This is a genomic window from Saccharothrix stipae, from assembly GCF_054781895.1.
This window is the reverse complement of sequence record NZ_BAAGTN010000002.1, coordinates 41,601-55,152: the sequence shown is the minus strand read 5'-3', so window position 1 is coordinate 55,152 and position 13,552 is coordinate 41,601. Positions and strand designations below refer to the sequence as shown.

The following is a 13,552-nucleotide window of genomic DNA, read 5'->3' as shown; positions in this document are numbered from 1 at the left end:
CTGACCACCACACGCTGATGCCGAGGTCCGCGTGTTGCATGGCGCAACGCGGCGGGGTGTCGGGACGATGTGGGTGTATCGGTGTTCTTGGGGTGTGGGGGTTCATGGTGGGTGGGTCGGCTCGACGGGTGTTCATCAGTCACACTTCCGAGCTGCGCGAATACCCGGTGGGTGGGTCATTCGTGGCGGCGGTGGAGTCGGCGGTGTCGCGTGCCGGGGATGCGGTGGTCGACATGGCCTACTTCGCCGCCCGTGACCGGGCTCCGGCGGGGGTGTGCCACGAGGCGGTGGCCCGGGCGGATGTGTACGTGCTGGTGGCGGGGTTCCGGTACGGGTCCGCGGTGCGGGATCGACCGGAGGTCTCGTACACGGAGCTGGAGTTCGAGGCGGCCTCGGAGCTGGGGTTGCCCCGGTTGGTGTTCGTGCTGGGTGAGGACACCGAGGGTCCGGTGGGGTTGACGCGGGATCTGGAGCACGGCAAGCGCCAGGAGGGTTTCCGGGAGCGGTTGCGCGACAGCGGGGTGACGGTGGCGGTGGTGTCCTCGCCGCGGGAGTTGGAGCTGGCGGTGTTCCAGGCCCTGTCCGAGTTGGCCCGGCCTGAGCCGCTCCCGGTCGACGCCGGCGGCACGGGCGATCCGCGCGCGGGGCGGTCGTTGTGGAACGTACCGCCGCGGTTGCCCGGTTTCACCGGCCGCGAGGACCTGCTGGCCGCGATGGCCGGGGCGTTGACGCGGGACGGTCCGGTGGTGGTGTCGGCGATCGCGGGGATGGGCGGTGTGGGCAAGACGAGTACCGCGATCGAGTACGCCCACCGCCACGCCGCCGTCTTCGACGTGGCCTGGTGGATACCCTCGGAGGACCCCACGCTGATCCCCCAGCACCTGGCCGCCCTCGGTCGAGCGCTGCGCCTGCTCGACCCCGGCGACACCACCGACGTGGCGGTGCCGCGGGTGCTGGCCGAACTGCGGCGCCGGGAGAGGGTGGTGCTGGTGTTCGACAACGCCGAGCACCCCGACGCGATCGCCGCCTACCTGCCCGGCGGTGCGACCCGGGTGGTGATCACCTCACGCAACCCCCATTGGGAGAGCGTCGCCGCCACCGTCACCGTGGACGTGTTCACCGCCGCCGAGTCCGCCCGCTTCCTGCACGCCGAAGTCCCCGCTCTCACCGGTGCCCAGGTCGAGGCGATCGCCGAAGCGCTCGGTCACCTTCCCTCGGCCCTGCACCAGGCCGCCGCCCTGCTGACGCACGGCGACCTCACCCCCGACCACTACCTCGACCTGCTCCACACCCGCGCTCAGGACCTGCTGCGCCGCGGACACGACCACGACGCCTCCGGCGGCCGCGTGTCGGTGGCCGCCTCGTGGTCCCTGGCCTTCGACGCCCTCGCCACCCATGATCCCGCCGCGCTGCAACTGCTCACCCTGCTCGCCTGGCTCGCCCCCGAACCCGTCCCGCTGACCCTGATCACCGACCACCCCGACCTGCTGCCCGAACCCCTGGCGGGAGTCGCGGCCGACCCGCTGACCGTCGCCGACACGATGCGCGTCCTGCGCCGACGCGCGTTGGCCCGGATCGAGGCCGACAGCCTGCTGCTGCACCGCATCCCCGCCGCCCTGCTGCGCACCAGCCCCGACCGACCCCACCACCGGCCACCCGAACACGGGTGGCCGGCCACCGCCCTGCTCCTGGTGCACCGCAACCGACCCGAAGACCCCTGGAACAACCCCGCGGTGTGGCCGCAGTGGCAGCGGCTGCTGCCCCACCTGCTCACCGCCACCGCACCCGGTCGTCAAGGCCTTCTCGCCGCCCACCACGACATCCTCATCCACCTGCTCAACGAAATCTCCAGCTACCTGGAAACCAGCGGACAACCCCGCCAAGCCCTTCCCCACGCCCACCGAGCGCACCGACTCGCCCACGACCACCACGGCCCGGACCACACCACCACCCTCGACACCACCACCCACCTCACCCTCCGGCTACGCGCCGTGGGCGAGTACCAGGCCGCGCGCGAACTGGACGAGGACACCCTGCCCCGCTACCGCCGTGTCCTTGGTGATGACCACCCCAACACGCTCAACTCCGCCAACAGCCTCGCCGTCGGCCTGCGGGCGTTGGGTGAGCATCAGGCCGCGCGCGAACTGGACGAGGACACTCTGACCCGACGGCGCCGTGTCCTTGGTGATGACCACCCCGACACCCTTAGCTCCGCCAACAACCTCGCCATCGACCTGCGGGAGTTGGGTGAGCATGAGGCCGCGCGCGAACTGGACGAGGACACTCTGACCCGACGGCGCCGTGTCCTTGGTGATGACCACCCCGACACCCTTGGCTCCGCCAACAACCTCGCCATCGACCTGTGGGCGTGGGGTGAGCATCAGGCCGCGCGCCAACTCAACGAGGACACTCTGACCCGACGGCGCCATGTCCTCGGCGACGCCCATCCAGCGACGCTGCGCACAGCAAGAAACCTCGTCAAGGTCTTACGTGATCTCAACCAGCACGACCAAGCCGACGCGTTGCAGACCTGGATCGACAACACAGCCAAAGCCTGACGACCACAGACCAAGCCTCAGGGCCGTGCTCGGAGTGCCGGACGGTTGACCGCGGCGCAGCGGCGGTCAGATGGCGGGTGTCGTGCTGATCAGGTTCCACTTCACCGCCTTCAGCGTGCCGTCCGCCGTGGTGCTCTCGCCGACGATCGTGCCCCGGTCGTTCAACGCGGTCGGCAGGCTGTGGGCGCCGCCGAGCGAGCCGAGGTAGACCACCTTCCCGGCGCGCCACAGGAACGCGCGGGGCGCGGCGGGGTTGTCCGCCGACGTCCAGCCGATCACGTCACCGCGCTCGTTGATCGCGACCGCCTCGGACGGACCGGGCACGCCCAAGTCCACCGGCTTGCCGCCGGCCGGCCACAGCGTCGCCTTGCGGGTGCCGCCGAACTCCGTGGACCAGCCCACGACGTCGCCGCGCTCGTTGATCGCCTGCGGGCCGTTCGCCACGCCGCCGGCCGTCGACAGCACGGTGACGCCGGCGGCGTCCCAGCGCAGCGCCTGCAAGTCCTTGTTGCCGACGACGACGCCGGCCTCGTTGACCGCCTCGACCGAGTAGGAACCGGAGCCCGGCACGGTGGCCAGAGGCTCGCACCCCGCGGCGTCGACGCACCGGAACGCGAACGGCTCCGGGCCGAACATGGGCAGCTTCGAACCGGCGATCACGCCGGCGTCGTTGATCGCGCTGAGCGACAGGTGCGACCCGGACACCGGCAACGACGAGTGCTTGCCGTCCCGCCACACCGCCGCGCTCTCCTGGTGGTACCCGGACGGGGACGTGGAGTAGGTCATCGGCACCACGCCGTTGTTGTTGATGGCCGCCGCGATGACCCAGCCGGAGCCGCTCGGCGTGATGTCGGTGACCTTGCCCGCGTGCCAGATCCGCGGCCGCTGCACGTAGGGGCCGACGCCGCTGACCGCCTCCTGGATGACCACCTGGCCGATCTGGTTGAGGCCGGACGGTATGCCCGGACCGAGGTCGGTGGCCGTGCTGCCGCGAGCCCACTGGACCGTGCGCGGCGCACCGTTGCCGGACGTGAAGCCGATGATCTGGCCGAGGTCGTTGACCGCGACGGTGCGGTGGGTGGGGTAGCCCGGCAGACCGGGCAACTCGGTGACGAAGGCGGTGAGCCGCGCGGCCTGCGCGCCGGGCGCGGTCACCAGCGGCAGGGCGACGGCCAGCGCGAGGACGGCCGCGAGCGTGCGTGACTTGGGCATGATCGCTCCATTGCGAGATGTCCGCTGAATCGATCCGAACGGTAGTCTCGACCGCGTCCCGCCGGCGTCGGCCGGACAGCGGAATGAGGGGGGAACCTTGACCGCGCAAGGAGTTTCGGCCGAGCAGCTGCTGGCCCGGCTGGGCGCGGACGCCGAGGTCGTCCGGTTGACCGGTGGCGTGGTCAACGCGGTGTGGCTGATCCGCGGCGCCGACCGCGAGGTCGTGCTCAAGACGGCCGAGAACGCGCCGCGGTCGTTGTTCGAGATCGAGGCCGAAGGGCTGGCGGTGCTGCGCGAACACGGCCTGCGCACGCCCGACGTGCTCGACGTCGGCGAGGACTGGCTGCTGCTGGAGGCGTTGACACCGCTGCCGCGCGAGACCGACGCGTTCTGGGAGAGCGCCGGACGGGCGATCGCCGCGCTGCACGACGTGCGCGGCCCGCGGTTCGGCTGGGAGCACGACGGCTGGCTGGGCGTGCTGCCGCAGCACAACGCGTGGCACGACGACGGGCACGCGTTCTTCATCGAGCACCGGCTGCTGCGCTACGTCGAGGAGCCGAAGGCCGACGCCGTGCTGACGGCGGACGACCGGGCCGCGCTGGAACGGCTGTGCGCGCGGCTCCCGGAGATCGTGCCGGCCGCACCGCCCGCGTTGACCCACGGGGACCTGTGGCACAACAACGTGGTGGCCACGGCGGCGGGCGAGCCGGTGTTCATCGACCCGGCGGTGTCGTGGACGTGGCCCGACGTGGACCTCAGCATGATGTTCTGCGGCGCCGACTCACCCGCCCGGTTCTTCGACGCCTACCACGAGGTGCGACCACTGGACCGCGACTGGCGCGACCGGATGCCCGTGGTGTTCCTCCGGGAGGTGCTCAGCACCTTGGCGCACGAGGGCGACCGGTGGGGCGCGCTCGACCACCTCCGCGAGGTGCTCCACCCGTTCCGCCGCACGTGATCGTCCGGGACTCGCGTCCCGAATACGCGTCCCCGAAGCAACGCGGTAGCTCTCCGAGGTGTCTTACTTCCGGAGGGCAGTGGCGGTCGGTGAGGTACCGCCACGGCGAGGGGAGTTCCACATGTCCCGCAGAATGTTCCGCAGAACACGGGCACCACTGGCGTTGGGGCTGGTCACGGCGGTGGTGATGACCGCCGCGAGCGTCCCGTCGGGCGCCGAGCCGCCACGACCGGACGGTGGGCGGCAGGCAGGCGCGTTACCGGAGGGCACGATCACCCTGGTGACCGGCGACGTCGTCACCGTCCGCGCGGGCCGCGCCGACGTGCGCCCCGGCCACGGACGTGCCGACGTGCAGTTCGTGCAGCAGCTCGACGAGCACGGCGACCTGCACGTGCGGCCGACCGACGTGCTGGCGGACCTGCGGTCCGGCCGGTTGGACGAGCGGCTGTTCGACGTCACCGGCCTGATCCGGGCGGGCTACGACGACCGGTCGACCCGCGTCACGCCGCTGATCGTGACGTCGTCCGGCCCGGCGGTGGCCGGGCAGCCGTTGCCCAGCATCGGCGGGTACGCGGTGCGGGCGCCGAAGGACACCGCGTTCTGGGCGGGCGCGCGGGCCTCGGGCGTGCACGAGGTGTGGCTGGACGGTCCGGTCCGGGCCACCCTCGACCGCAGCGTCCCGCAGATCGGCGCGCCGAACGCGTGGCAGGCCGGGCACACCGGCGCCGGCGCGAAGGTCGCGGTGCTCGACACCGGCATCGACCCGACGCACCCGGACCTCGTGGGCGCGGTCGTGGAGTCCCGCAACTTCAGCGACAGCCCTGACACCGACGACCGCGTCGGCCACGGCACGCACGTCGCCGCCACCATCACCGGCTCCGGCCGGTACCAGGGCGTGGCGCCGGACAGCGCGGTGCTCAACGGCAAGGTGCTCGGCGACTACGGCGGCGGTTACGAGTCCGACATCATCGCGGGCATGGAGTGGGCCGTGGCGGCGGGCGCGGACGTGGTCAACATGAGCCTCGGCGCGTCGATGCGCACCGACGGCACCGACCCGATGTCGCAGGCCGTCGACCGGCTCACCGCGAGCAGCGGCGCGTTGTTCGTCGTCTCGGCGGGCAACAGCGGGCCGAGCGAGCAGACCATCGGCAGCCCGGCGGCGGCGGATTCCGCGCTCACCGTGGGCGCGGTGGACCGGGAGGACCGGCTGGCCGAGTTCTCCTCGCGCGGACCGCGCTGGTTCGACGACGCGATCAAGCCGGACATCACCGCGCCGGGCGTGGGCATCGTCGCGGCCAAGGCGGCGAACGGCCGCATCGGCAGCCCGGTCGGCGACGCGCACGTCGCGCTGTCCGGCACGTCGATGGCCGCGCCGCACGTGGCTGGCGCGGCCGCGATCCTGGCCGCTCAGCACCCGGACTGGACCGCTGGCCAGATCAAGCGCGCGCTCATGGCGAGTGCGCGGCCCCACGCCGACCTGACCGCGGACGAGCAGGGCGCGGGCCGGGTCGACGTGGCCGCGGCCGTGACGCAGTCGCTGGCGGCCGAACCCGCCTCGCTGAGCCTGGGCCTGGCCGAGTGGCCGCACGACGACGACCAGCCGATCGAGGCGAAGGTCGCCTACCGCAACACCGGCGCCACCCCGGTCACCCTGGCGCCGACCGCCGACCTGCGCGACCCGGACGGCAACCCCGTGCCCGCGGGCATGGTCGCGGTGTCGCCGTCGTCGGTCACCGTGCCGCCGGGCGGCGAGGCGTCCGTCGCCGTCACCGTCGACACCTCGCTGGACTCGCCGGACGGCCGGTACAGCGGTGCCGTCGTGGCCACGGGCGGTGCCACGCCGTTGCGCACGCCGATCGCGGTGACCAAGGAGGTCGAGAGCTACGAGGTGAAGTTCACCTTCCTCGACCACACCGGCGCGCCCACGCCGGACTACTTCTACCGGCTGGTCGACATGGACCACCGCAAGGCGTACGTGCACCACGACCCGTCCGGCACGGTCGTCGCACGGGTGCCCAAGGGCACGTTCTACGCCGACGCATTCATCCAGACCATCCAGACCAGGCAGCTGACCCAGGTGCTGGAGCCCAGCTTCACCGTCACCGGCCCCACCGAGGTCGTGTTCGACGCCCGCGCGGGCAAGCCGATCGCGCTGTCGGTGGACGAGCGGGGAGCCGAGGCCGGCTACACCGAGGTGTACTTCCGCCGCACGGCCTCCTGGGGCGAGACCGGCACCGGCTTCATCGGGTTCCGGCCGGGCGGCGTGCTGTTCGTGCCGTCGAAGACCTCCGCGCCCGGCGCGGCGAGCTTCAGCGTGGCCGGGCGGCTGGCCAAGCCCGACGGCAACGGCACCTACGTCGGCAGCCCCTACCAGTACTCGGTCGCCTGGGAGCACGACGGCGCGGTGCCCGACCGGCTCGACCGGTCGTTCCACCGCCGAGACCTGGCCAAGGTCACGTCGCTGGTGGCCTCGGCCGGACCGGGGACGACGGGGTTCCGCGACCAGATGGCGGGCGGTCCGCTGCCGCTGGAGGTCGCCGAGTACTACTCCCCGGGCCACGACTGGTACGGCGACTTCCTCCAGCTGCCGGAACCGCAGGCGTTCCCGCCGCAGAGCTCGCAGGCGACCGCGCAGCCGCGCCGGTTCACCGCGGGTCGCCCGGTGACCGAGAAGTGGAACGCCGCCGTGTTCGGACCGGCGTTCCCGACCCCGAGCTGGGCCTCCGAGTGGGCCGGGCGACGCGGTGACGAGGTCGTGGTCTCGGTGCCGATGTTCACCGACCAGGACTCGAACCACTACGGGTTCTCGGAGGTCACGGCGGGCCGGACCACGCTGCACCGCGACGGCGTGCTGCTCGCCGAGTCGCCCTACGACGGGTCCGTGTCGGGCGTCGTGCCCGCGGGCAGGGGCACCTACCAGCTGCACACCGAGGCCGAGCGGTCCGGCGTGGCCGAGCTGTCCACGCGGGTGGTGGCGGACTGGTCGTTCACCTCGGAGCACGTGGCCGGCCAGGAGCCGGCCGCCCTGCCGCTGCTCGCGGTGCGGTTCGCGCCGTCGTTGGACGCCGAGAACCGCGCGGCGGCCGGGCGGCCGTTCGCGTTCCCGGTGTACGTGCAGCGCAACGGCGAGACCGACGCCCGGGGTGTGGCCAAGCCCGCGGTGCAGGTCTCGTTCGACGACGGCAGGACGTGGCGGCCCGCGCCCCTGGTCAAGGTCGGGCAGCGCTGGCTCGCGGCGGTGGTCCACCCGGCCGGCGCGAAGTTCGTCTCGCTCAAGGCCCAGGCGCGCGACGCCGCGGGCAACGCGGTCGACCAGACCATCATCCGGGCCTACGGGCTGCGGTGAGCCGCTGAGATGAGCCGCTGAAGGGATTACCGTCGGACGCGCCCGGTCACCGGCCGGGCGCGTCCAACGGGTTGCCCGACACCCGCTGCGCCCAGCCGTCGCGCACCAGCCCGGCGATCGCGCAGTCGGGTTTGCGCTCGGCCTGGTCCTCGGCCCGGAGCAGGAACGCGTCGGCGAACCCGAGGCGCGGGTACCGGGTCACCACGTCGTCCTTGACCTGCTCGGTGAACCGGTCGAGCCCGCGTCCCGACACGTCGGCGCTCACCGCGACCTGCAACAGGTGGCTCTCCGGGTCGTCCTCGGCGGAGACGTCGTCGCGCATGTGCAGCACGATGACCTCGGCCAGCCGGTCGCGCCGCGCCCGGCCCCACCCGGCGCCGGCCGCGAACACCCACGCCACGTGCCCGCCCGCCTCCTCGAACGGCAGCGTGTGGCTGTCGAACGGCGCGGTGAGCGCGAGGTCGTGCAGGAGCGCGGCGACGTACAGCAGCTCGCCGTCGTGGGCGATGTCCACGTCGGCCGCGTACGCGACGGCCCACGAGTAGGCGCGCAACGAGTGGTTCAGCAACCAGGGCTCGGCGTACTCGTGGCACACGTCGAGCGCGGCCGCGGCGGCCTTCGAATCGGGCCGGGCGAAGATGAAGTCCACGTCGGCGAGCGTAGGCCGGCGGGCGCCGCGGGTGCGGGAACCCCGAAGCGCGCGTGTAGCGCCCGGCCCGCAGCGGGCGATTGCCCTTGTGGCAGGGGAGATCGCCGATGTCCCGCACCGCGCTCGTGATCGACCAGGAGAACCCATGTTCCGATCAACCGGGCTCGTGGGGGTGCTCACCGCGGTCGCGGTGGTCCTCGCCGGCACGGCGCCCGCGCAGGCGGCCGAGGACGATTTCCGGGCCCGCGTCCTGTTGCCCAGCTCGACCCCGCAGGCCGAGGTCGGCATCCCGCTGCTGATCACCGGCGACGTCCAGGGCACGTGGACGACCCCCATCACGCGCGTCGAGGTCACCACCGACAACGGTGAGACGTGGCACGACGCCGAGGGCACGACCGAGTGGCGCTACCTGTTCACCCCGACCGAGCCCGGCATCCACGTCACCGGGGCGCGGGCGCACACCGAGACCGACGTCGGCAAGGTGTCCTCCCCGGACCTGCTCATCCACGTCGGCGTGCCCGCGCCGCTGGTCCGGGTGGGGTGCCTGTGCATCCTCGACTCGTTCGCCTGGCGCGGCGGCTACGACCCGGACCCGGACCCGGTGGAGGTCGGCACGCGGATCCGCTTCGACCGCCCGGGCCGGGTGACCGGGATCTACCTCAAGCGCGGCGCGTACCAGGGGCCGGTCGTCGTCCACCTGTGGCGGGGCGACGGGACGCTGCTCGCGGAGCAGACCGGCCGGGGCGACCCGGTCACGTGGCAGATCGTCGGGTTCAACCAGGCCGTTGCGGTGCAGCCCGGCGTCGACTACGTCGTGTCCTACTACACCCCGGAAGGCGGCTACCGGTCCACGGAGTACTACTACACCGGGACCGTGGTCTCCGCGCCGTTCATCGCGCCGCACAACGGTGTGTCCGGCGCCGGTGTGTACCGCTACGGCGTCGGCGGCGGCTTCCCGACCGAGACGTGGCACGACAGCAACTACTGGGTCAGCCCGACGTTCTACGAGTAGGTCGTCACGACACGACACCGTCGGCGACGAGGCCCGCCCAGATCGCCTCGCCGACCGCGGTCAGCGCCGACTGGGGCCGGATCATCACGGTGAACGTGCCGATCCGGCCGTCGTCGTCCAGCTCGACCAGGTCGATGCCCTCGACCTGCTTGCCGCCCACCACGGTGCGGAAGTGCAGGACGTGGCCGTCCGGCCCGTCGTACCGGCCCACGTACCGGAAGTCCTCGAACGTCCGCTGGAGCACCCTGAACAGGGCGCGCACGGTGTCGATTCCCTCGAACGGCTGGAACTTCACCGGGCTGTGGAACCTGATGTCGTCGCTGAAGAACTCCGTCGCGCCGACGATGTCGCCCGCCTCGACGGCCGCCTGGAACCGCAGTGCCGCGTTCATCCGTGCCTCCTGGTCAGATCGTGGCCGCGAGTCGCGTGCCCTGGTCGATGGCGCGCTTGGCGTCGAGCTCCGCGGCCACGTCCGCGCCGCCGATGACGTGCGTGACGACGCCGCGTCCGGTCAGCTCGTCGACCAGGTCGCGCACCGACTCCTGACCCGCGCACACCACCACGGTGTCCACGTCGAGCACCTGCGGCCGTTCCCGCTTCGGCCCGAACGTGATGTGCAGGCCCGCGTCGTCGATCCGCTCGTAGTTCACCCCGGTCAGCTGCTCGACGCCCTTCGCGGCCAGCGCCGCCCGGTGCACCCAGCCGGTGGTCTTGCCCAGGCCCTTGCCGATCCGCGACGTCTTGCGCTGCAACAGGTACACCTGCCGTGCGGGTTCGGCGGGCTTCGGCTCGGTGATCCCGCCGCGCACCCGCTCGGGGTCGGTGACGCCCCACTCGGCCCGCCACTCGTCCACGTCGAGGGCGGGGGAGGAGGCGTGGGTGAGGAACTCGGTGACGTCCACCCCGATCCCGCCCGCGCCGATCACCGCGACCCGGTCGCCCACGGGCGCGCCGTGGCGGACCACGTCCACGTAGGACAGCGCGCGCTCCACGCCGGGGATGGCGGGCACACGCGGTGCGACGCCGGTGGCGATCACGACCTCGTCGAAGTCGGCCACGTCGTCCGCCGTGACCCGGGCGCCCAGGTGCAGCTTCACCCCGGTCAGCTCGACCCGCCGCCGGTAGTAGCGGATCGTCTCGGCGAACTCCTCCTTGCCCGGGATGCGGCGGGCGATGGCGAACTGGCCGCCGATGTCGTCGTCGGCCTCGAACAGCTCCACCTCGTGCCCGCGTTCGGCCAGCGCGGTCGCCGCCGCCAGCCCGGCCGGACCCGCGCCGACCACCGCCACCCGCTTGACCCGGCGGGTCGGCAGCAGTCGCAGCGTGGTCTCGTTGCCCGCACGCGGGTTGACCATGCAGGACGCCTTCTTCAGCGCGAACGTGTGGTCCAGGCAGGCCTGGTTGCACGCGATGCACGTGTTGATCTCGTCGGCACGGCCGGTCTCGGCCTTGCGCACCCAGTCCGGGTCGGCCAGGAACGGCCGCGCCATCGACACCATGTCCGCGTCACCGCGCGCCAGCACCTCCTCGGCGACCTCGGGCATGTTGATCCGGTTCGAGGTCACCACCGGGATGCCCACGTGCGGGCGCAGCTTGGCGGTGACGTTCGTGAACGCCGCGCGCGGCACCGACGTGACGATCGTCGGCACGCGTGCCTCGTGCCAGCCGATGCCGGTGTTGATGATCGTCGCGCCGGCCGCCTCGACCTCCTGGCCGAGCGCGACCACCTCGTCCCACGTCTGGCCGTCCTCGACCAGGTCGATCATCGACAGCCGGTAGACGATGACGAAGTCCGGTCCGGCCGCCGCACGGCACCGGCGCACGATCTCGACCGCGATGCGCCGCCGGTTCTCCGGGCTGCCGCCCCAGCGGTCGGTGCGCTTGTTGGTGCGCGGCGCGAGGAACTGGTTGATGAAGTAGCCCTCGGAACCCATGATCTCGACGCCGTCGTAACCCGCCTCGCGGGCCAGCACCGTGGCCCGGGCGAACGCGTCGACCTGCGCCCGCACGCCCCGGTCCGACAGCGCACGTGGGCGGAACTTGCTGATCGGCGCCTTGAGCGCGGACGCGGACACGCTCAACGGGTGGTAGGCGTAGCGGCCCGCGTGCAGGAGCTGGAGGGCGATCTTGCCGTCGTGCTCGTGCACCGCCTGCGTGATGACGCGGTGGTCCCGCGCCTCGCGGTGCGTGGTGAGCTTGGACGAGAACGGGTAGAGCCAGCCCGCCCGGTTGGGTGAGAAGCCGCCGGTGACGATGAGGCCGACGCCGCCGCGCGCCCGTTCGGCGAAGTAGGCGGCGAGCGCGTCGAAGTCCTTGGCGCGGTCCTCGTTGCCGGTGTGCATCGAGCCCATGAGCACCCGGTTGCGCAGTGTCGTGAAGCCCAGGTCCAGGGGCTTGAGCAGGGTGGGGTACCCGGTCATCGCCGGTCGTCCTCTCGCATCGCGGCCAGCACCTCGTCGCACCACTCGACCAGCGCGTGCTCGGCCCGGATGCCGCCGCGCAGCACCAGGTACTGGTGCAGCCGCCGACCGGACAGGGCGGAGGGGTCGGGGAAGTCCTTCTTCTCGATGGCCAGGTAGACGTCGTGGCGCTCGGCGTGCAGGTCGCGGTGCCGGGCGACCTCGTCGAGCACGGCCGCGGGGTCGCCGAGCGACGCGCCGCGGACCTTCACCGACAGCTCGTGCCGGATGGTCTCCGGTTCGCCGGGGGAGGCCAGCCAGCGGGCGAGCTCCGCGCGGCCCGCGTCGGCGACCTCGTAGACCTTCTTGTCCGGCCGGCCGTCCTGGACGACCTCGTGGCACGACACCCAGCCCAGCTCCACCATCCGCTTGAGGGTGCGGTAGATCTGCTGGTGGGTGGCCGCCCAGAAGAAGCCGATGGACTTCTCGAACCGCTGGGCCAGTTCGTAGCCCGAGCCCGAGCGCTCGTCCAGCGACACCAGGATCGCGTGCTCCAACGCCATGGCGGGGACCGTAGCTGTGCAACGGGGTGCAGTGCAACTAGTTGCATAGGTGCGCGTGAGTGGGCGGGTTCGGCGGTCGGGCACCGCCGAACCGGGTCGCGGTCAGCTCGTCGCGCTCCGGCGGCGCGCCTCGATCAGCACTTCCAGCCCGTCCAGGATCCGGGTCAGGCCGAACTCCCAGCCGTTGTCGCGCGGCGCGCCGTCGATCGACCGCGCCGCCTCGTGCAGCGCCGGGAAGCGGTCGCGGTGCTCGTGCAGGACCGACCGCAGGTGCTTGCTCTCCGTCCACGGCTGGGTGCCCGCGCTCGTCGCCGACCGCGTGTTGCGGATGTGCCCGCTGAGCAGGAACACCGCGTCCATCCGCTCACCGCCGTCGAGGCCGGTGTCGTCCAGCGCGGCCACGGCGGCCTCCGTCCACCCCACCTCGCGCGGCCCGGTCATCCGCTCGCCCGTGGTCGCGGCCGGCAGCCACGGGTGGCGCTGCCAGGTCTCCCGCATCAGGTCGGCCCACCTGACCAGCCTCGGCCGCCACCCGCCCGGCACCGCGCGCAGGTCCGGCGGCTCGCCGACGGCCGACTCGATCATCACCGCGACCAGCTCGGCCTTGCTCGCCACGTGCCGGTACAGCGCCATCTTCGTGACGTCCAACCCGGCCGCGACCTGCTGCATGGACACCGACGCCATGCCCTGCGCATCGGCCACCTCGATCGCGGCGGCGGCGATGCGGTCGACCGTGAGCGCGAGCCTGGGTGGACGTGCGGGTTCTCGCGAACCCCACAGCAGACCCGCGCCCTGATCCTCGCTCGCCATCCACTCTCGCTTCCGAAACCGGGGGTTGCTCGCGTTGTCGATCTG

10 protein-coding genes are annotated in these 13,552 nt (G+C 72.4%); 4 read left to right on the top strand and 6 right to left on the bottom strand.

The features are described 5' to 3' along the window. Positions 1-17 precede the first annotated feature (17 nt). On the top strand, positions 18-2,558 hold the full coding sequence (fxsT, locus tag ACYVLT_RS03420) for an FxSxx-COOH system tetratricopeptide repeat protein (protein WP_461118604.1): 2,541 nt from the start codon (positions 18-20) through the stop codon (positions 2,556-2,558). Between the two features lie 66 nt (positions 2,559-2,624). On the opposite strand, the gene ACYVLT_RS03415 is transcribed toward fxsT, so the two are convergent. Next, the gene (locus ACYVLT_RS03415) at positions 2,625-3,770 is read right to left on the bottom strand and encodes a hypothetical protein (RefSeq protein ID WP_461118603.1); all 1,146 of its coding nucleotides are present in this window, start codon (positions 3,768-3,770) and stop codon (positions 2,625-2,627) included. 97 nt (positions 3,771-3,867) lie between these two features. Here ACYVLT_RS03415 and ACYVLT_RS03410 point away from each other — a divergent pair, with 97 nt between their 5' ends. Together ACYVLT_RS03410 and ACYVLT_RS03405 are read left to right on the top strand one after the other, a co-directional pair. Next, positions 3,868-4,728 (top strand): fructosamine kinase family protein, encoded by an 861-nt coding sequence (locus tag ACYVLT_RS03410; RefSeq protein ID WP_461118602.1) that lies wholly within the window; start codon positions 3,868-3,870, stop codon positions 4,726-4,728. A 121-nt stretch (positions 4,729-4,849) separates the two neighbouring features. Further along, the gene (locus ACYVLT_RS03405) at positions 4,850-8,074 is read left to right on the top strand and encodes a S8 family serine peptidase (protein ID WP_461118601.1); all 3,225 of its coding nucleotides are present in this window, start codon (positions 4,850-4,852) and stop codon (positions 8,072-8,074) included. A 46-nt stretch (positions 8,075-8,120) separates the two neighbouring features. Here ACYVLT_RS03405 and ACYVLT_RS03400 read toward each other — a convergent pair whose 3' ends face one another. Further along, positions 8,121-8,723, bottom strand: coding sequence for an HD domain-containing protein (locus tag ACYVLT_RS03400; protein WP_461118600.1), 603 nt, complete (start codon positions 8,721-8,723; stop codon positions 8,121-8,123). Positions 8,724-8,868: 145 nt separating this feature from the next. Between ACYVLT_RS03400 and ACYVLT_RS03395 the strand changes: the two genes are divergently transcribed. Continuing rightward, positions 8,869-9,735, top strand: coding sequence for a DUF4082 domain-containing protein (locus tag ACYVLT_RS03395; RefSeq protein WP_461118599.1), 867 nt, complete (start codon positions 8,869-8,871; stop codon positions 9,733-9,735). 4 nt (positions 9,736-9,739) lie between these two features. On the opposite strand, the gene ACYVLT_RS03390 is transcribed toward ACYVLT_RS03395, so the two are convergent. From ACYVLT_RS03390 to ACYVLT_RS03375, 4 genes are all read right to left on the bottom strand, one after another. Next, on the bottom strand, positions 9,740-10,126 hold the full coding sequence (locus ACYVLT_RS03390) for a nuclear transport factor 2 family protein (RefSeq protein ID WP_461118598.1): 387 nt from the start codon (positions 10,124-10,126) through the stop codon (positions 9,740-9,742). 13 nt (positions 10,127-10,139) lie between these two features. Next, the gene (locus ACYVLT_RS03385) at positions 10,140-12,155 is read right to left on the bottom strand and encodes an FAD-dependent oxidoreductase (RefSeq protein ID WP_461118597.1); all 2,016 of its coding nucleotides are present in this window, start codon (positions 12,153-12,155) and stop codon (positions 10,140-10,142) included. Further along, complete coding sequence (locus ACYVLT_RS03380) at positions 12,152-12,697, bottom strand: PadR family transcriptional regulator (RefSeq protein ID WP_461118596.1); 546 nt, start codon at positions 12,695-12,697, stop codon at positions 12,152-12,154. The genes ACYVLT_RS03385 and ACYVLT_RS03380 overlap by 4 nt, the downstream gene beginning before the upstream one ends. A gap of 102 nt (positions 12,698-12,799) precedes the next feature. After that, on the bottom strand, positions 12,800-13,507 hold the full coding sequence (locus ACYVLT_RS03375; protein WP_461118595.1) for a TetR/AcrR family transcriptional regulator: 708 nt from the start codon (positions 13,505-13,507) through the stop codon (positions 12,800-12,802). Between the last annotated feature and the right edge of the window lie 45 nt (positions 13,508-13,552).

Bases quoted from the DNA above. Each gene is read 5' to 3' on its own strand.
- ACYVLT_RS03390 (WP_461118598.1), bottom strand. From the start codon at position 10,126: ATGAACGCGGCACTGCGGTTCCAGGCGGCCGTCGAGGCGGGCGACATC.
- fxsT (WP_461118604.1), top strand. From the start codon at position 18: ATGCCGAGGTCCGCGTGTTGCATGGCGCAACGCGGCGGGGTGTCGGGA.
- ACYVLT_RS03395 (WP_461118599.1), top strand. From the start codon at position 8,869: ATGTTCCGATCAACCGGGCTCGTGGGGGTGCTCACCGCGGTCGCGGTG.
- ACYVLT_RS03405 (WP_461118601.1), top strand. From the start codon at position 4,850: ATGTCCCGCAGAATGTTCCGCAGAACACGGGCACCACTGGCGTTGGGG.
- ACYVLT_RS03415 (WP_461118603.1), bottom strand. From the start codon at position 3,770: ATGCCCAAGTCACGCACGCTCGCGGCCGTCCTCGCGCTGGCCGTCGCC.
- ACYVLT_RS03380 (WP_461118596.1), bottom strand. From the start codon at position 12,697: ATGGCGTTGGAGCACGCGATCCTGGTGTCGCTGGACGAGCGCTCGGGC.
- ACYVLT_RS03385 (WP_461118597.1), bottom strand. From the start codon at position 12,155: ATGACCGGGTACCCCACCCTGCTCAAGCCCCTGGACCTGGGCTTCACG.
- ACYVLT_RS03375 (WP_461118595.1), bottom strand. From the start codon at position 13,507: ATGGCGAGCGAGGATCAGGGCGCGGGTCTGCTGTGGGGTTCGCGAGAA.